This window comes from Pseudomonas sp. LBUM1662, from assembly GCF_059695915.1.
Map to the genome: position 1 here is coordinate 1,479,610 of NZ_CP166793.1, position 16,323 is coordinate 1,495,932.

14 protein-coding genes are annotated in these 16,323 nt (G+C 60.0%); 2 read left to right on the forward strand and 12 right to left on the reverse strand.

What is annotated here, in order from left to right:
• Positions 1–42: 42 nt before the first annotated feature.
• From ACA049_RS06580 to emhA, 7 genes are all read right to left on the reverse strand, one after another.
• Positions 43–858 (reverse strand): methyltransferase domain-containing protein, encoded by an 816-nt coding sequence (locus ACA049_RS06580; protein ID WP_497334043.1) that lies wholly within the window; start codon positions 856–858, stop codon positions 43–45.
• Positions 859–879: 21 nt separating this feature from the next.
• Positions 880–1,245 carry a helical membrane plugin domain-containing protein gene (locus tag ACA049_RS06585; protein ID WP_497334045.1) on the reverse strand — a complete coding sequence of 122 codons (366 nt, stop codon included), beginning with the start codon at positions 1,243–1,245 and terminating at the stop codon, positions 880–882.
• Between the two features lie 27 nt (positions 1,246–1,272).
• Positions 1,273–2,463, reverse strand: a complete 1,191-nt coding sequence (locus tag ACA049_RS06590) for an NAD(P)/FAD-dependent oxidoreductase (protein WP_497334047.1) — start codon at positions 2,461–2,463, stop codon at positions 1,273–1,275.
• Between the two features lie 191 nt (positions 2,464–2,654).
• Complete coding sequence (locus ACA049_RS06595; protein WP_497334049.1) at positions 2,655–3,914, reverse strand: OprD family porin; 1,260 nt, start codon at positions 3,912–3,914, stop codon at positions 2,655–2,657.
• A gap of 438 nt (positions 3,915–4,352) precedes the next feature.
• Complete coding sequence (gene emhC, locus ACA049_RS06600) at positions 4,353–5,813, reverse strand: efflux RND transporter outer membrane subunit EmhC (protein ID WP_497334051.1); 1,461 nt, start codon at positions 5,811–5,813, stop codon at positions 4,353–4,355.
• On the reverse strand, positions 5,810–8,959 hold the full coding sequence (gene emhB / locus ACA049_RS06605; RefSeq protein ID WP_497334053.1) for an efflux RND transporter permease subunit EmhB: 3,150 nt from the start codon (positions 8,957–8,959) through the stop codon (positions 5,810–5,812). The genes emhC and emhB overlap by 4 nt, the downstream gene beginning before the upstream one ends.
• Before the next feature lie 3 nt (positions 8,960–8,962).
• A complete protein-coding gene (gene emhA / locus ACA049_RS06610) occupies positions 8,963–10,120 on the reverse strand; it encodes an efflux RND transporter periplasmic adaptor subunit EmhA (RefSeq protein ID WP_497334055.1) in 1,158 nt (385 codons plus the stop codon).
• 265 nt (positions 10,121–10,385) lie between these two features.
• Here emhA and emhR point away from each other — a divergent pair, with 265 nt between their 5' ends.
• Positions 10,386–11,018 (forward strand): efflux system transcriptional repressor EmhR, encoded by a 633-nt coding sequence (emhR, locus tag ACA049_RS06615; RefSeq protein WP_497334057.1) that lies wholly within the window; start codon positions 10,386–10,388, stop codon positions 11,016–11,018.
• Positions 11,019–11,267: 249 nt separating this feature from the next.
• On the opposite strand, the gene ACA049_RS06620 is transcribed toward emhR, so the two are convergent.
• The 3 genes from ACA049_RS06620 to ACA049_RS06630 are packed head-to-tail and all read right to left on the reverse strand — an operon-like array spanning position 11,268 to position 13,831.
• Positions 11,268–12,317: an alkene reductase gene (locus ACA049_RS06620; protein WP_497334059.1), complete on the reverse strand. Its 1,050-nt coding sequence runs from the start codon at positions 12,315–12,317 to the stop codon at positions 11,268–11,270.
• Positions 12,318–12,340: 23 nt separating this feature from the next.
• On the reverse strand, positions 12,341–13,507 hold the full coding sequence (locus ACA049_RS06625) for an MFS transporter (protein WP_497334061.1): 1,167 nt from the start codon (positions 13,505–13,507) through the stop codon (positions 12,341–12,343).
• Positions 13,508–13,510: 3 nt separating this feature from the next.
• Positions 13,511–13,831, reverse strand: a complete 321-nt coding sequence (locus ACA049_RS06630; protein WP_497334063.1) for an ArsR/SmtB family transcription factor — start codon at positions 13,829–13,831, stop codon at positions 13,511–13,513.
• A gap of 171 nt (positions 13,832–14,002) precedes the next feature.
• Here ACA049_RS06630 and ACA049_RS06635 point away from each other — a divergent pair, with 171 nt between their 5' ends.
• Positions 14,003–14,581, forward strand: coding sequence for an acyl carrier protein phosphodiesterase (locus ACA049_RS06635; RefSeq protein ID WP_497334065.1), 579 nt, complete (start codon positions 14,003–14,005; stop codon positions 14,579–14,581).
• Positions 14,582–14,707: 126 nt separating this feature from the next.
• On the opposite strand, the gene ACA049_RS06640 is transcribed toward ACA049_RS06635, so the two are convergent.
• Positions 14,708–15,499, reverse strand: a complete 792-nt coding sequence (locus tag ACA049_RS06640) for a lysophospholipid acyltransferase family protein (RefSeq protein ID WP_438660628.1) — start codon at positions 15,497–15,499, stop codon at positions 14,708–14,710.
• Positions 15,499–16,254: an L-ornithine N(alpha)-acyltransferase gene (olsB, locus tag ACA049_RS06645; RefSeq protein ID WP_208671639.1), complete on the reverse strand. Its 756-nt coding sequence runs from the start codon at positions 16,252–16,254 to the stop codon at positions 15,499–15,501. Before olsB ends, ACA049_RS06640 begins: the two co-directional genes overlap by 1 nt.
• Positions 16,255–16,323 lie beyond the last annotated feature (69 nt).

Genomic DNA, 16,323 nt, shown 5'->3' on the forward strand with positions numbered 1-16,323 from the left:
CCCTGTAGGAGCGAGGCTTGCCCGCGAAAGCAATGTCATGGCTTACACAGTGGCGACAATGAAGATCCGCTTGAACGGAAACAACGTGCGCCCATCGCTCTCATGCGGGTAATGCGCATGCACCCGCATCATGAAGTGATAAATGAACCGCGCCTGTTCCTCATCTTTCAACCCTTGCATCACCGCCCGCAAGGCCGAGACCTTGATCCAGTCATAAATCGGCGACTTGCCGTCCACGACCTGCAACTGCTCGGTTTCCCAGATATCCAGCGTGCGGGTAATCGGTGAGAGCAGCCGGTGGTAATTTTCCAGCGACAGCAACGGCCGCGCCGCCATCGTCTCGCGCAGTTGGAGGGAGCCGAGCGGTTTACCGTCGGAGCCGCCATTGTTGAGGGTGTCGAGCATCAGCTGATACCACACCGCATCCCGCCAGTCGGGCATGTGCGCCGCCAGACAACCACCCGAATTGAGATAACCGAGCAAGCGCGGCAGCAGCTGTTCGTGCCCGTCGATGAAGTGCAGCACCGCGGCGGCAAAGAGCAGGTCGGCGGATTGCTCCGGCTGCCAGGTCTGCAGATCGCAGTGCTTCCACTGCGCGTTGATCGGCAGGCATCGGGCCTCCTGAAGCATTTCCGGCGAACTGTCGATGCCCATCAGGTGCGCACGGGGCCAGCGTTTGGCCAGAGCTTGCGTCGCAATGCCGGTGCCGCAGCCGAGGTCGTAGATGCGTTTTGGGTTTTCAACGTCGACGCGCTCGAGTAGCTCGATCACCGGTCGTTGTCGAAGTCGCGAGAATTGCTGGTAGGCCGTGGCGTCCCAGTCTGCGGGGCCCTTCCTTGTTTGCAGTTTGGTGCTCATGAGGTTGTCCTCTCTGGCGGTTCAAAGTTGTCTTCCAATGACGTTGAGGGTTTTGAGCGCAAACCCCACACCTCGTCGTGTATCGGGCTCGCGCAGTAATTTCAGCAACTGGTAAACACCAGGGGGCTGTTCGCTTTTTGTGCTGTCGGCTTTTGCCGTGCGTACGGCATTGCTGACGCTCCAGGTGGCCGCGGTTGCGTTCTCGAAAAGCACTGCCAGTTTTTCCACCATGGGTGGGTCCAGCAGATCGACGAGGTCGCTGACCAGCGAAAGCAGATCCACCAGGTTGTCCAGCCGCCCACCGTCAATCAACGGTTTGAGCTTTTCCATCAGCGCGTTTAATCCCGGGCTGATGGCGGGGCTGATTGATTCATTTGACAGGTCCATGACGATTCATCCTCTCCCTGTGCAGGGTCAAAGCATTCCGCGGGCGACAGCCCAGTACAGACCGCGATTGAATCCGTGTCTGAGTAACCCGCCGAGTTTGGTGGGCGGGGTTGGCAGGACATCGTGTTGGTAGTCATACCAAAGCGGCATACCGGCATTCAGCCCCATCTGCGCCACGGCTTGAACACGTCCGTCGTAAACGGCGATGGTGGTGCCCAGACGAATTTCGGCGGCGATGTTATTGGCGATGACAGGGGCCTGGTTATGGCAGGCGCCGCCGGCCTTGCTGACAGGCAGGTCGACGGTGTCACCGATGACGTAGACGTTTTCCAGGCCATAGACCTGCAACGTTTCATGGTTGGTCGGCAACCAGCCTTCGTTGTTGGGCGCTTGTGAGGCGCCGGACTCCAGCACGGCATCCACGGCCGTGATCGGTGGTGTCGCCATCAGAATGTCGAAGGATTGCTCGTCACCTTCTTCGGAGTACGCAATTTTTTTGTCCGGATCGACCCGCTTCAGGGTGAACCCGCGTTGAAAGCGGATATTTTTCTGCTCGAAAATACTCGGCAGAATTTCCCCTGTCGGGCGCTGCAGGAACAGGCAGTTACGCAGCAGTTGAGCCGTGGTCGGGTAGGTGTAGATGATTTCTACCTTGTCCCGCACGCCACGACGTCGCAAGAAATCATCGAGCATCAAGGTGGTTTCAACGGGTGCGATACCGCATTGATGCGGGACGTTGGGCGTTTGCGGAAAGGACACCGTAATAAAGATGCGGCCTTTTTCGAGGGTGCTCAGCTTTTGCGCCAGTTGCCTGGCGGGCTCGTATTGATAGAAATGGTCGCCGGCTTCCTTCAGGCCTTCGATGCGTTCCGGCGCGGGTATGCAACCGGTGGCGATGACCAGAAAGTCATAGTCGTAAACCTTTCCGCTACGGGTTTTCAGGCGTTGCCCGGGGAAATCAAAACGTGTCACTTCTTCAACGTTGAAGGTGATTTCCGGGCGTAACAGTGAACGCTCCGCACGCTTGAGTTCTTCCTGGAAAAACAGGTTGAACGCTACGTACATGAACGCCGGTTTATAGAAGTGATCGGGGGAATTGGACAGCAGTGCAATCGAGACTTCGCCGCGCAGGATTTCTGGATACAGCTTGCCGGCCAGTTGATTGGCCAGCATGGTTCCACCGACGCCGCCACCGACGATAACTATTCGCTTGCTCATACCTGACCTCCATGGGTCATGGCAGCTTCGCGTACAGCATCCGGAGATAACGGAAGAAAACAGGGGCTCCTACTTCAGGGCTGGAGAATTAAACACACCTTTTGACTGTATCTGCCAACTCGCAGAACGCTAGTTTGCGCCGACAGGTGGTTACAGGCAGCGGCTTTGATTTCGCTCGCTGCCCGGTGTGGTTACAACAAACTGATCGGATAGCTGACGATCAACCGGTTCTCATCAAATTCGTTATTACTGAAGTCCCGGCGCATGGTCGAGTTGCGCCATTTGACGTTGAGGTCCTTGAGCGCGCCGCTCTGCACGGTGTAGCCCAGTTCGCTTTCGCGGCCCCATTCTTTGCCGTCGGTGATGGTGCCGGTGTGCACGTTGTCGCCGCTGATGTAGCGGTTCATCAGGGTCAGGCCGGGGATGCCGAGGGCGACGAAGTTGTAGTCGTGGCGCACCTGCCAGGATTTTTCCCGGGCGTTGTCATAACTGGCGTTGTAGCTGTCGTTGGCCAGGGTGCCGCCGCTGGTGCCGTTGACCCGCATCCAGGCGCTGTCGCCGGTGAGTTTTTGCAGGCCGACGTAAAAGGTGTGGCCGCCGTATTTGGCCGAGAACAGGCCCGACCAGGTCTTGTTGTCCAGGTCGCCAGCGCGGGCGCTGCCGTCTTCCTGGCCATAGAAGAATCCGAGGTTGGCGCCCAGGGTCCAATCGCCGATGGGCTGGCTGTGAATCAGGTTCATGTATTGCTGGCTGTAGATGTCCTTGAGTTCAGCATTCCACAGGCCGATCTGGGTGCGCTTGTCGTTGAAAGCGTATTCGCCGCCCTGGAAGTTGAAGCGGTCGGAGGTGAAGGTCGGTTTTCCGGTCATCGACATATCGCTCATGCTGCTGTCGTCGCGCGGGCTGTTGGCGCGGAACTGGCCGCCATAGAGCGTCAGGCCGGCGATTTCTTTCGAGGTGATCTGGCCGCCACGGAAGGTTTGCGGCAAGGAGCGGCCGTCGTCCGAGCGCAGGATCGGCAGCACTGGCATCCATTCGCCGACCTTGATTTCGGTCTGCGACAACCTGGCCTTGAACGCCACATTAGTGCGCCCGAAGTTGTCCGCCGGGCGACCGTCATGATCCAGCGGCAGCAACTGCGTCCCGCCCGTGCCTTTACCGCCGTCGAGCTTCACCGAGTACAACCCCAGCACGTCCATGCCGAAGCCGACGGTGCCCTGGGTGAAGCCGGACTTGGCGTCGAGGATGAAACTTTGCGTCCACTCTTCAGCCTTGCCCTGGGCCTTGGTCGGGTTGGTGAAGTTGCGGTTGATGTAAAAGTTGCGCAGGTTCAGGTTGACCTTGGCACCTTCGACAAAACCCGATTCCTCGGCCATGGCGGGCAGGGCTGCGCTGGCCAGGGCGATGGCCATCAGGCTGGGGAAACAATACTGCGCGGTGGAAGGCGTCATGGGCTCGGGACTCTCTAATTGTTAGGGATGAAACGGGGCGCTGCCGCAACGTCGGAGGTTGCAGACAAGGATTCGATTTCGTGAAAACGGGAGCGGGATCAGCCGGAGAGGGCAGGGCGCGGGGGCATGGTGTCGAACCTGATGTTATTGGTCTTGTGCGACGAATGGTGCGGGGGATGGACGGGAGGGTTCAATCGGCGAAAGCGGGTTTTGGGCGGTTATCGAACGCATGTTGGTCTGCGGTTTTTGTTGTCTGGGCTGGCCTCTTCGCGGGCAAGCCTCGCTCCTACGGATTGTGCGGGGGGCATGGAATATGAGTCGACGCGGACATTGCAGGAGCGAGGCTTGCCCGCGAGGAGGCCAGAACTGACAACCCTGCTTTTCCCGCAGCCAACAAAAAGCCCACCAAAAGGTGGGCTTGATGTTTTCACAGCGCTATCAGAACAACTTCATCTTCGGCGCTTCTTCTTTCAGCGGTTCGACTTTCGCCGTCTGCTCGTTCCAGCCACCACCCAGTGCCTTGTACAGATTGACCGCACTGATCAGCTGCGCCAGGCGATCAGTGATCAGCACCTGTTGCGCGCTGAACAGCTGACGCTGGGCGTCGAGGAAGGTCAGGTTGCTGTCGACACCGATACGGTAGCGACGCTCGGCCAGACGGTAGTAGTCCTGGTTGGCGGTGACGAAATCACGCTGCGCCTGCAACTGATCGGTGTAGGTCTGGCGGGCGGCCAGGCCGTCGGCGACTTCCTGGAAGGCCGTTTGAATGGACTTCTCGTAGTTCGCCACGCCGATGTCTTTCTGGATTTTCGAGTAATCCAGGCTGGCGCGCAGGCTGCCGGCGTTGAAGATCGGCAAGTTGATCTGCGGCGAGAACAACCAGGTGCCCGAGCCGCCCTTGAACAGACCGGACAGGTCAGGGCTCAAGGTCCCGGCATTGGCCGTCAGGCTGATGCTCGGGAAGAACGCCGCCCGTGCCGCACCGATGTTGGCGTTGGCCGCTTTCAGGTTGTATTCGGCCTGGAGGATATCCGGACGACGTTGCAGCAAGTCGGATGGCAGACCGGCCGGTACGTCGCTCAGCAAGTCGTCAGCCAGCGGCTTGGCGGCTTGCAGATTGGCCGGGATGCCGGTGCCGAGCAGCAGCACCAGGCTGTTTTCATCCTGCGCGACCTGACGGGTGTACTTGGCCAATTGCGCCCGGGCGTTTTCCACCGAGGTACGCGACTGAGCCAGGTCCAGCGCCGAGGCGACACCCACTTCGTTGCTGCGTGCGGTGAGCTTGTAGCTCTCCTCGAACGCGCCGAGGGTGTCCTGGGTCAGTTTCAGCAGTTCCTTGTCGGCCTGCCAGGTCAGGTAGGCGTTGGCCACGCTGGCCACCAGACTGATCTGCGTGCTGCGACGACCTTCTTCAGTGGCGAAGTACTTCTGCAGGGCTTCTTCGCTGAGGCTGCGAACCCGACCGAACAGATCGAGTTCATAAGCGCTGATGCCGACCGTAGCCGAATAGGAACTGGTGATACCCGCTTCACCGGTCTGCGAGGCACGTGCCGGAAGGCGCTGGCGGCTGCCGGTGCCATTGGCCGAAACAGCCGGGAACAGATCGGCACGCTGGATGCGGTACTGAGCCGCGAACGCGTCGATGTTCAGGGCCGCAACACGCAGGTCACGGTTGTTTTCCAGCGAAACCTGGATCAGCTGTTGCAGGGCCGGGTCATGGAAAAACTGCTTCCAGCCCTGTTCCGCAGCGGCCTGGCTCGGCGCCTGGGCCGGCGAGTACGCCGGGCCTTGCGGGTATTGGCCCGCCACCGGCGCCTCAGGTTGCTGATAATCGGGGATCAGCGAGCAGCCGCTCAGCACGAAGGCGGCAACTGCGATGGAGAGTAGCGACTTGCTCATTGGCCAGCCTCTTTAGAAGGTTCAATTGCATCGTCCTGGTCGGCTTTTTTGCGCTGGCCAATGGACGACACGGTAACGAAGAACAGTGGGACCCAGAAGATCGCCAGGACCGTGGCGGTGATCATACCGCCAATAACGCCCGTACCGATCGCATGCTGGCTACCTGAACCGGCACCCGTGGAAATCGCCAGCGGTACCACACCGAGGACGAAGGCGAGCGAGGTCATGATGATCGGTCGCAAACGCATCCGGCACGCTTCGATCGCCGCTTCGCGCAGGCTACGCCCTTGCTCATGCAGTTCCTTGGCGAACTCGACGATCAGAATGGCGTTTTTCGCTGCCAGACCGATGGTCGTCAACAGGCCCACCTGGAAGTAAACGTCGTTGGAGAGTCCCCGCAGACTGGTGGCCAACAGTGCCCCGATGATCCCCAAAGGCACCACCAGCATCACCGCGATCGGAATCGACCAGCTTTCGTACAGCGCCGCCAGGCACAGGAACACCATCAGCAGCGACAACGCATACAGCGCGGGAGCCTGTGAACCGGACAGTCGTTCTTCGTACGACAGACCGGTCCAGGAAATACCGACACCGGCCGGCAGTTTCTTCGCCAGGGCTTCGACTTCCGCCATGGCTTCACCAGTGGAGTAGCCCGGAGCCGGGGCGCCGAGGATTTCCATGGCTTCTACGCCGTTGTAACGCGAAAGCTTCGGCGCACCGTAGATCCACTCGCCCTTGGCGAAGGCCGAGAAGGGCACCATGGTGCCTGCGGCGTTACGCACATACCATTTCTTGATGTCTTCCGGGCTCATCCGCGAATTGGGTTGACCTTGCACGTAGACTTTCTTCACCCGACCACGGTCGATGAAGTCGTTGACGTAGCTACTGCCCAAGGCAATCGACAGGGTGCTGTTGATGTCGGTGAGGGTCAGGCCCAGCGCGCTGGCCTTCTCGTCGTCGATTTCCAACTGGTATTGCGGCTCGTCGTTCAAACCGTTCGGACGCACCTGATAGAGCACCTTGCTCTGCGCCGCCATGCCGAGGAACTGGTTGCGAGCTTCCATCAACTTGGCGTGACCGATACCGGCACGGTCTTGCAGGAACACGTCGAAACCGGTGGCGTTACCCAACTCCAGTACCGCCGGTGGCGCGAAGGCAAACACCATCGCATCACGGAAGGTGAAGAAGTGCTGCTGGGCGCGGGCGGCGAGTTTGAACACGCTGTTTTCCGCATCCCGCTGATCCCACGGCTTGAGCATGATGAACGCCAGGCCCGAGCTTTGGCCACGGCCGGCGAAGTTGAAGCCGTTGACCGTAAACACCGAGGCTACGGCGCTCGATTCCTTATCCAGCAGGTAGGAACGCATCTCATCGATCACCACCTGCGTGCGCTGGGCGCTGGAACCGGCCGGGGTCTGCACCTGGGCAAACAGCACGCCCTGGTCTTCTTCCGGCAGGAACGCCGTTGGAATGCGAGTGAACAGCCAGATCATGCCGACGACAATGATCAGGTAGGCCAGCAGATACGGGGCCTTGTGCGTCAGCATGTTACCCACGCCACGCTCGTAGCTTTTGACGCCACGGTCAAAGCTGCGGTTGAACCAGCCGAAGAAGCCGCGTTTCGGTGTGCCGTGCTCGCCTTTCGGAATCGCCTTGAGCATGGTGGCGCAAAGGGCCGGGGTGAAGATCAGTGCGACCAACACGGACAGCGCCATGGCGGACACGATGGTGATCGAGAACTGCTTGTAGATCACGCCCGTGGAGCCGCTGAAGAAGGCCATCGGCAGCAGAACCGCCGACAGCACCAGGGCGATACCGACCAGCGCACCCTGGATCTGCCCCATGGATTTCTTGGTGGCCTCCTTGGGTGACAGGCCTTCTTCGCTCATGACCCGTTCGACGTTTTCCACCACGACAATGGCATCGTCCACCAGCAAGCCGATGGCCAACACCATACCGAACATGGTCAGGGTGTTGATGCTGAAACCGAAGGCCGCGAGGATGCCGAAGGTACCCAGCAATACCACCGGCACAGTCATCGTGGTGATGACGGTGGCGCGGAAGTTTTGCAGGAACAGGAACATCACCAGGAACACCAGCACGATCGCTTCGACCAGGGTTTCAACCACGCCCTTGATCGACTCGGTCACCACCGGGGTGGTGTCGTACGGGAACACCACTTCCATCCCTTGCGGGAAGAACGGCTTGAGCGTGTTGATGGTGTTGCGCAGGGCTTTGGCAGTGTCGAGGGCGTTGGCACCGTTGGCCAGTTTTACCGCCAGACCGGAAGCCGGTGCGCCGTTGAACTGGGCGTTGATGCTGTAGTTCTCGCCACCCAGGCCAACGTCGGCGACGTCGGACAGGCGCACTTGCGAGCCATCCTTGTTGACCTTGAGCAGGATCTTGTTGAACTGCTCGGCGGTCTGCAGGCGGGTCTTGCCGATGATCGTGGCGTTCAATTGCTGACCGGGTGCAGCCGGCAGGCCGCCCAGTTGGCCGGAGGACACCTGGATGTTCTGCGCAGCGATGGCCGCTTTCACGTCCACGGGCGTCAGGTTGAAGTTATTCAGCTTGGCCGGGTCGAGCCAGACACGCATCGCGTACTGGGAACCGAAGACCTGGAAGTCACCGACACCGGCGGTCCGCGAGATCGGGTCCTGCATGTTCGACACGATGTAGTTGGACAGGTCGTCCTTGGTCATGCTGCCGTCACGCGACACCACGCCGATCACCAACAGGAAGTTCTTCACTGCCTTGGTCACGCGGATACCCTGTTGCTGCACTTCTTGCGGCAGCAGCGGGGTGGCCAGGTTCAGTTTGTTCTGGACCTGAACCTGCGCGGTATCGGAGTTGGTGCCCTGCTCGAAGGTCGCGGTAATGGTCATGCTGCCGTCGGAGTTACTTTCCGAGGAGACATAACGCAGGTTGTCGATACCGTTGAGCTGTTGTTCGATGACCTGAACCACGGTGTCCTGCACGGTTTGTGCGGACGCGCCTGGGTAGGTCACCTGGATCGCAATGGCCGGAGGCGCAATGCTCGGGTATTGGTTGATCGGGAGTTTGAGAATCGAGAGTGCCCCGACCAGCATGATCACCAAGGCAATTACCCAGGCGAAAATCGGACGGTCGATAAAAAATTTCGACATGGTTTACTCCCCTTTGCCGCTGGAAGCCTTGTCAGCTGCCTGTGCGGGGGCCGGGTTCTTTGCGCCAACGTTAGTCGCTTCACTGGCTTTGACTTCGATGCCAGGTTTGACGAATTGCAGTCCTTCGGTGATCAGGCGATCGCCGGCTTTCAGGCCGTCTTCGATCAGCCATTGGCTGCCGACAGTGCGGCTGGCCTTGAGCTGACGCAGTTCAACCTTGTTGTCCGGACCGACGACCAGTGCGGTCGGCGTGCCTTTGAGGTCCCGGGTCACGCCTTGCTGCGGCGCCAGAATCGCGGCGGCGTTCACACCGGATTTGAGCTGGGCGTGCACGAACATGCCTGGAAGCAGCGTGTGATCCGGGTTCGGGAACACCGCACGCAAGGTCACGGAACCGGTGGTCTGGTCAACCGAGACTTCGGAGAACTCGAGCTTGCCTTCCAGTTTGTACTGACTGCCGTCTTCAAGGGTCAGCTTGACCGCCGCTGCCGTGTCGCCAGCCTTTTGCAGGCGACCGCTTTCCAGTTCGCGACGCAGCTCAAGCAGCTCGACCGACGACTGGGTGACGTCGACGTAAATCGGGTCGAGTTGCTGGATCACCGCCATGGCATCGACCTGGCCGTTGCTGACCAGCGCGCCCTCGGTCACGTTCGAGCGACCGATGCGGCCGGAAATCGGCGCGTAGACCTTGGTGTAGCGCACATTGATCTGGGCGGTTTGCAGCGCGGCTTCCGATTGCATGCGGTTAGCCACGGCCGTGTCGTATTCCTGACGGCTGACAGCCTGTTCGTTGACCAACTGCTTGTAGCGATCCGAGATCGACTTCGTCTGTTGCAGGTTGGCTTCGGCGCTTTTCAGCGTAGCGTCATAGACCGACGGATCGATCTGATACAGCTGCTGGCCGGCTTTGACGTCGCCGCCTTCCTTGAACAGACGCTTGAGAATGATGCCGTTGACCTGAGGACGAACTTCGGCAATGCGGAACGCACTGGTGCGCCCCGGAAGCTCGGACGTCAGGGTGAAGGCTTGTGGTTGCAGGGTAACGACGCCGACCTGAGGCGGTGGCGCGGCAGGTGCCGCTTCTTCCTTTTTGCATCCGCTGAGCAGTGATGCCAGGGCGACGGCGGCGACCAGAGCGGTAACAGCTGGCTTGAATTGCATGAAAATCCTCGGGTCAGGCGCGCAAGAAACGCACAAGAAATGTGGAAGGGTAAAAAATGAGTGCCGGGTGGATAAGTAGCTTGCTAAGGAATATACTTACGTTCATGGTTGTTTGTAAACACCTTGACTGCGTATCCACCCTGTTACCAACGCCCGTCAAAGGTTCGAATTGTAAGCCGGGGACGAGACCCAAGAGCGCTCGCCCCACTTTTGTTCAGCGGCTGTTCAGACATCGCTGAAGCATCCTGATTGAGGTTTTACTGCCATGGTCCGTCGTACCAAAGAGGAAGCTCAAGAAACCCGCAGCCAGATTCTGGAAGCGGCAGAGAAAGCCTTTTATGAAAGGGGCGTGGCGCGTACGACGCTCGCGGACATCGCGACCCTGGCCGGCGTGACTCGCGGAGCCATCTACTGGCATTTCAGCAACAAGGCGGATCTGGTGCAGGCCATGCTCGATAGCTTGAAAGAGCCGCTGGATGAAATGGCCAGGGCCAGTGAAAGCGAAGATGAACTCGATCCGCTGGGCTGCATGCGCAAACTGCTGATTCATTTGTTTCATCAAGTTGCCCTGGACCCGAAAACCCGACGCATCAATGAGATTTTGTTTCATAAGTGCGAATTCACCGATGAAATGTGCGACCTGCGTCAGCAGCGTCGTGAGGTCAGCCTCGATTGCAATGTGCGAATCGCCCTGGCCCTGAGTAATGCGGTGAATCGGGGGCAAATGCCTGAGGACCTTGACACGAACCGCGCGGCCATCAGTTTGCACGCCTACATCGATGGCATGCTGTATCAGTGGCTATTGGCTCCCGACAGTTTTCAGCTGCACACGGAAGCCGAGCGTTGGGTCAATGCAGGGTTGGACATGCTGCGCTTGAGCCCCAGCCTGCGCAAATAAAACAAAATGCGTAATTGGATCCGGTTATGTCAACCATCAGGCGAGCGTTGATCCCTTTAATGCTCGCCTTATTGCAATGGGATGCTTTTATATACGCACGCTCGCCAGGTTGAAAGGTAGCGAACTACGTATTTTGTAGGGATTTTGTGTCGCCCGTGTGAATCCGTGTGAAGTCATGTGAATAACCATGGCGCACTAAAAAGCCCCGGCTCTTGCGAGTCGGGGCTTTTGCATTTCAAGGGGGACGTTTTACATCACTGGGTAGTCGATGTAGCCGACAGGGCCCTTGGCGTAGAACAGCTCAGGACGCGCTTCGTTCAGCGGTGCATCAGCCTTCAAGCGTGCCGGCAGGTCCGGGTTGGCAATGAACGGCACGCCGAAGGCGACCGCATCGGCCTTGCCGCTGGCCAGCCAGGCGTTGGCGCTGTCCTTGGTGAAACGCTCGTTGATGATGTACGGGCCGCCAAAGGCTTCCTTGAGTTGTGGGCCGAGGCTGTCGCCGGCTTCTTTCTCGCGGGAGCAGATAAAGGCGATGCCACGTTTGCCCAGTTCGCGAGCGACGTAGGTGAACGTCTCGGCCAGGTTGTCGTCGCCCATGTCATGGGAGTCAGCACGTGGTGACAGGTGCACACCGACGCGGCCAGCGCCCCAGACTTCGATCGCGGCGTCGGTCACCTCCAGCAACAGGCGCGCACGGTTTTCCAGGGAGCCGCCGTAGTGGTCGGTACGCTGGTTGGTGCTGCTTTGCAGGAACTGATCGAGCAGGTAACCGTTGGCACCGTGGATTTCCACGCCGTCGAAACCGGCGGCCTTGGCGTTCTCGGCACCGGTGCGGTACGCGTCGACGATGTCGGCGATTTCAGCGGTTTCCAGAGCACGCGGGGTTGGGTAGTCGGCCAATGGGCGAACCAGGCTGACATGACCTTTGGGCTGGATGGCGCTCGGTGCGACCGGTGCTTCACCGTTCAGGTACGACTCGTGGGAAACCCGGCCGACGTGCCACAGCTGCAGGAAGATCTTGCCGCCCGCGCCGTGGATCGCTTTGGTCACGTTGGCCCAGCCACGCACCTGGTCGTTGGACCAGATGCCCGGGGTGTCCGGGTAGCCGACGCCCATCGGCGTGACCGACGTGGCCTCGCTGAGGATCAGGCCGGCCGAGGCACGTTGTACGTAGTATTCGGCCATCAACGCGTTCGGCACGCGGCCTTCGTCGGCGCGGCAGCGGGTCAGTGGCGCCATGATGATGCGGTTGGCCAGCTCGATGTCGCCCAGTTTGATTGGATCGAAAATAGTCGTCATTTCAGTACAACCCTCGTGAGGTATCAGTTAGTCGCAGGAGCCAGCTCGGGATTACCGCTCTGACGGAAAGTAATCAGGGTCACCAGCAGGGCGAGTACCGCCAGTGCTGCTGCCGCGAGTGGAACGCTGGTCAGGCCGAAACCGTGGGCGATGACGCTGCCGCCGACCCAGGCGCCCAAGGCGTTGCCGATATTGAAAGCGCCGATGTTCAGGGTCGACACCAGGTTCGGCGCGGCCTTGCCATAGGTCACCACGTTCACTTGCAGGGCGGGCACGGCGGCGAAACACGCGGTGGCCCAGAGGAACAGGGTGATTTCGGCAGGGATCAGGGCGACGCTGGTCCAGGTCAGTACGGTCGAGATCACGGCCATCGAGATGAAGACGCCGATCAGCGTCGCGGCCAGGCCTTTGTCAGCCAGCTTGCCGCCGATGATGTTGCCGACCGTCAGGCCCAGGCCGATGAGCATCAGGGTCCAGGTCACGCCTTTGGGCGAGACGCCGGTGACATCGCCGAGCAGCGGGGCGACGTAGGTAAACAGGGTGAACACCGACGCCGCGAACAGCGCCGTCATGCTCAGGGACAACCAGATCCCGGCGCCTTTGAGGGCGCGCAGTTCGGCGCGCATGTCGAGTTTCTCTTCATCGCGCTTGGCCGGCAGGAAGCGGATCAGGCCGATCAGCGCGATTACACCAATCACGGTCACTGCCCAGAAGGTCGAGCGCCAGCCGGCTTCCTGGCCGAGTGCGGTGCCCAGCGGCACGCCGAGCACGTTGGCCAAGGTCAGGCCGGTGAACATCAAGGCCACGGCGGATGCGCGCTTGTTCGCCGGCACCAGGCCTGCCGCCACCACCGAACCGATACCGAAGAACGCACCGTGGCAGAGGGCGGTGACCACACGGGCAAACATCAGCACGTTGTAATCGGTGGCCATGGCACAGAGCAGGTTGCCGATGATGAAAATGCCCATCAACGCTACCAAGGCTGCCTTGCGCGGTAATTTGGCGGTGGCCAGTGCCATGAACGGCGCACCGATGGCCACGCCCAGGGCGTAACCGGTCACCAGCCAGCCAGCGCCGGGGATCGACACGCCAAGGTCCGCCGCCACATCGGGCAGCAGGCCCATGATGACGAACTCGGTGGTGCCGATGGCGAAGGCGCTCAAGGCCAGAATGAGGAGCGAGAGGGGCATGGGTTAATTCCTTGTCGGAGCGCTGAGCTCCTTGACGATGGCCGCGAGGAACGCCTGGATTACGTCCTCGTTGCGTTTGAAGAAGTGCCATTGACCGGCTTTCTGGCTGCTGATCAGTCCCGCACGTTGCAAGTTCGCCAGATGGGCGGACACGGTCGACTGCGACAGGCCGCAGCGTTGATCGATCTGTCCGGCGCAAATGCCGTACTCGTGGTTGTGGATCTGTTCCGGGAACTGGGTCTTGGGGTCTTTTAGCCAGATGAGAATGTCTCGGCGTACTGGGTGTGCCAGGGCTTTTATTATTTCGTCGAGGTCGATGTTCATGGGTTTGGGCTCGTGATGAGTAAAACGCTATATCGCGATGAGGCGAACTTTAAATCGCTACTTCGCGATATACCAATATGATTTTGGTCTGACGACCGCATAAATCGGTATATCGGGTTATAACGATACGTTGGCTGTAAACATACAAAGGGGCAGTGCTAAGCTGCGCCCATGAACTATCTCGCACATCTTCACCTCGGTGGCCAGCGCCCCGGTCAATTGCTCGGCAGTCTGTATGGCGATTTCGTCAAGGGACGGCTGCAAGGGCAGTTCGACCCGGACATCGAAGCGGCCATCCAGCTGCATCGCAGCATCGACGTGTTTACCGACCGCCATCCGTTGGTGGATGCCTCGCTGTCGCGGTTTTCCATCACGCGCCGACGTTACGCCGGGATCGTACTCGACGTGTTTTTCGACCATTGCCTGGCCCGCGACTGGACGCTCTACTCGGACCAGCCGCTGGAGCGGTTCACTTCGGATGTGTATCGGGTGCTCTCGGCGGAGCCGCAATTGCCGGAACGGCTGGCGAGGATTGCGCCGCACATGGTGGCGAATGACTGGTTGGGGTCTTATCAGGAATTTGAAGTGCTGGAGCAAGTGCTGCGGGGGATTTCCCGGCGGTTGACGCGGCCGGAGGAGCTGGCGGGGGCGATGCAGGAATTGCGGGGTTTGTATGAGCCGTTGAGTGATGACTTCAGATTGTTCTATCCGCAACTTCAGGACTTTGCCCAAAACCATTCAACGACATAAAACAAATGTGGGAGCGGGCTTGCTCGCGAATGCGGTGTGTCATTCAGCATTGATGCCAGCTGATACACCGCATTCGCGAGCAAGCCCGCTCCCACATTGGATTTGTGTTTTTTCAGGGAATTTGTGTCAGGCCGCGATCGCGGGCCGCAGCGGTTCCGGTTGTGCCTGAGGGATCGCCCCAAACAACGCCTTCTGCACCGCCTGCTGCGCTTCGAACGCCAGCGCCGCACGCTCGCGACCTTCGCAAGCGATCGGCTTGAGCACTTTGATTTCCACTTCCCCGCGATCATTGGCGAACAAGCGCATCAAGTGCGACAGCAAATCATCGTCGCCAATGAACGGCGCCAGGGAATCGAGTTCACCGTCACGCAAGTAACGAATCGCCACCGGCTGCAGCTTCACTTCAGAATCAATCGCCGCTGACAGCAAGCGGCCATGAAAAGTACGCAACGAACGGCCATTGGTGGTGGTGCCTTCCGGGAACATCAGCAACGGATGTTCCTGCGCCAGGTGGCGCGTCATTTGTTTGCGAATCAGCTGGCTGTCACCCGAGCCGCGACGGATAAACAGACTGCCGGCCTTGGCCGCCAACCAGCCGGCCACCGGCCAGGTGCGCACTTCGGCCTTGGACAGGAACGACATCGGCGTGAGCATGCCCAGCAATGGAATGTCGGTCCAGGACACGTGATTGCTGACCCAGAGCATCGGCTCCTTCGGCAGTTCCCCGTGAACCGTCACGCGAAAGGGCAGGGCGTTGCTCAGCCGCGCCATGAAAAACCGCGACCAGCGCTGGCGGCGGACCATCGAATGCGCAATGCCCAGACGCTCGAACAACCCGAACACACTGGCCATGCTCAACCCCAGCGCGACCACCACCAACACTCGCGCAATCCGCGCGTACACCCGCAGCCGGCTCATTACACAGCCGCCTTGAAGTGCTTGGCATAACGCGGGCAGAGTTCGTCGCGCTTGAGCAGGATGAACACGTCGGCGACCTGGAAGTCTTCGTCCCAGCACGGCTCGCCACAGATCTTCGCGCCCAGACGCATGTAGGCCTTGAGCAGCGGCGGCATTTCGGCGATCACGTTGGACGGGATATCCAGAACCGGCAGCGGCTTTTTCGGCTCGGCGCGCAGGTGTTCGGTGCACAGGTAGCGTTCACGCAGGCGCTGCATGATCGCGTGGGCCTGAATGCCGCCGTCCTGCATCGGGATGCTCGCGCATCCCATCAAATAGCTGTAGCCGCCCTGGTTCAGCACTTCGGCCAGCTCACCCCACAGCACCGCGATGGTGCCGCCGTTGCGGTAGGCCGGGTCGACGCAGGTGCGACCGATTTCCAGGATCGGGCCCTTCAAATGCACCAGGCCATGCAGGCTGAATTCTTCTTCGCTGTAGAACTTGCCCAGGCTGCTGGCCGCCGTGTGATCGAGCAAACGGGTGGTCGCCACCAGGCGCCCGGTGTTCAAGTCACGCACGCCGATGTGGGCGCAGTGAACATCATAGTCGTCCATGTCCAGACCCAGTTCCGCGCCTTTGAGCTTGGCGTTGAACTCGCCGCTGAAGACGTTGAAGCGCAAGGCCTGGGCTTCCTGCAAGGCCTCGGCGCCCACCAGGCGTTCGGCTTGCAGGCGGCGTTCATTGCCGGTGTCGCTGATGCGGGCGATCTGAGTCATTGGGAATCTCCGTGCGGGCTGTTCACCCGTCTTGGGTTGCAAGCCGATCGACTTTCTTTATGCAGCCGT

What these genes read in the sequence shown, in the direction of transcription:
- olsB (WP_208671639.1), bottom strand. Translation starts at nt 16,254, where the DNA reads ATGACTCAGATCGCCCGCATCAGCGACACCGGCAATGAACGCCGCCTG.
- ACA049_RS06585 (WP_497334045.1), bottom strand. Translation starts at nt 1,245, where the DNA reads ATGGACCTGTCAAATGAATCAATCAGCCCCGCCATCAGCCCGGGATTA.
- emhA (WP_497334055.1), bottom strand. Translation starts at nt 10,120, where the DNA reads ATGCAATTCAAGCCAGCTGTTACCGCTCTGGTCGCCGCCGTCGCCCTG.
- ACA049_RS06630 (WP_497334063.1), bottom strand. Translation starts at nt 13,831, where the DNA reads ATGAACATCGACCTCGACGAAATAATAAAAGCCCTGGCACACCCAGTA.
- emhC (WP_497334051.1), bottom strand. Translation starts at nt 5,813, where the DNA reads ATGAGCAAGTCGCTACTCTCCATCGCAGTTGCCGCCTTCGTGCTGAGC.
- emhB (WP_497334053.1), bottom strand. Translation starts at nt 8,959, where the DNA reads ATGTCGAAATTTTTTATCGACCGTCCGATTTTCGCCTGGGTAATTGCC.
- ACA049_RS06595 (WP_497334049.1), bottom strand. Translation starts at nt 3,914, where the DNA reads ATGACGCCTTCCACCGCGCAGTATTGTTTCCCCAGCCTGATGGCCATC.
- ACA049_RS06640 (WP_438660628.1), bottom strand. Translation starts at nt 15,499, where the DNA reads ATGAGCCGGCTGCGGGTGTACGCGCGGATTGCGCGAGTGTTGGTGGTG.
- ACA049_RS06590 (WP_497334047.1), bottom strand. Translation starts at nt 2,463, where the DNA reads ATGAGCAAGCGAATAGTTATCGTCGGTGGCGGCGTCGGTGGAACCATG.
- ACA049_RS06635 (WP_497334065.1), top strand. Translation starts at nt 14,003, where the DNA reads ATGAACTATCTCGCACATCTTCACCTCGGTGGCCAGCGCCCCGGTCAA.
- ACA049_RS06620 (WP_497334059.1), bottom strand. Translation starts at nt 12,317, where the DNA reads ATGACGACTATTTTCGATCCAATCAAACTGGGCGACATCGAGCTGGCC.
- ACA049_RS06580 (WP_497334043.1), bottom strand. Translation starts at nt 858, where the DNA reads ATGAGCACCAAACTGCAAACAAGGAAGGGCCCCGCAGACTGGGACGCC.
- ACA049_RS06625 (WP_497334061.1), bottom strand. Translation starts at nt 13,507, where the DNA reads ATGCCCCTCTCGCTCCTCATTCTGGCCTTGAGCGCCTTCGCCATCGGC.
- emhR (WP_497334057.1), top strand. Translation starts at nt 10,386, where the DNA reads ATGGTCCGTCGTACCAAAGAGGAAGCTCAAGAAACCCGCAGCCAGATT.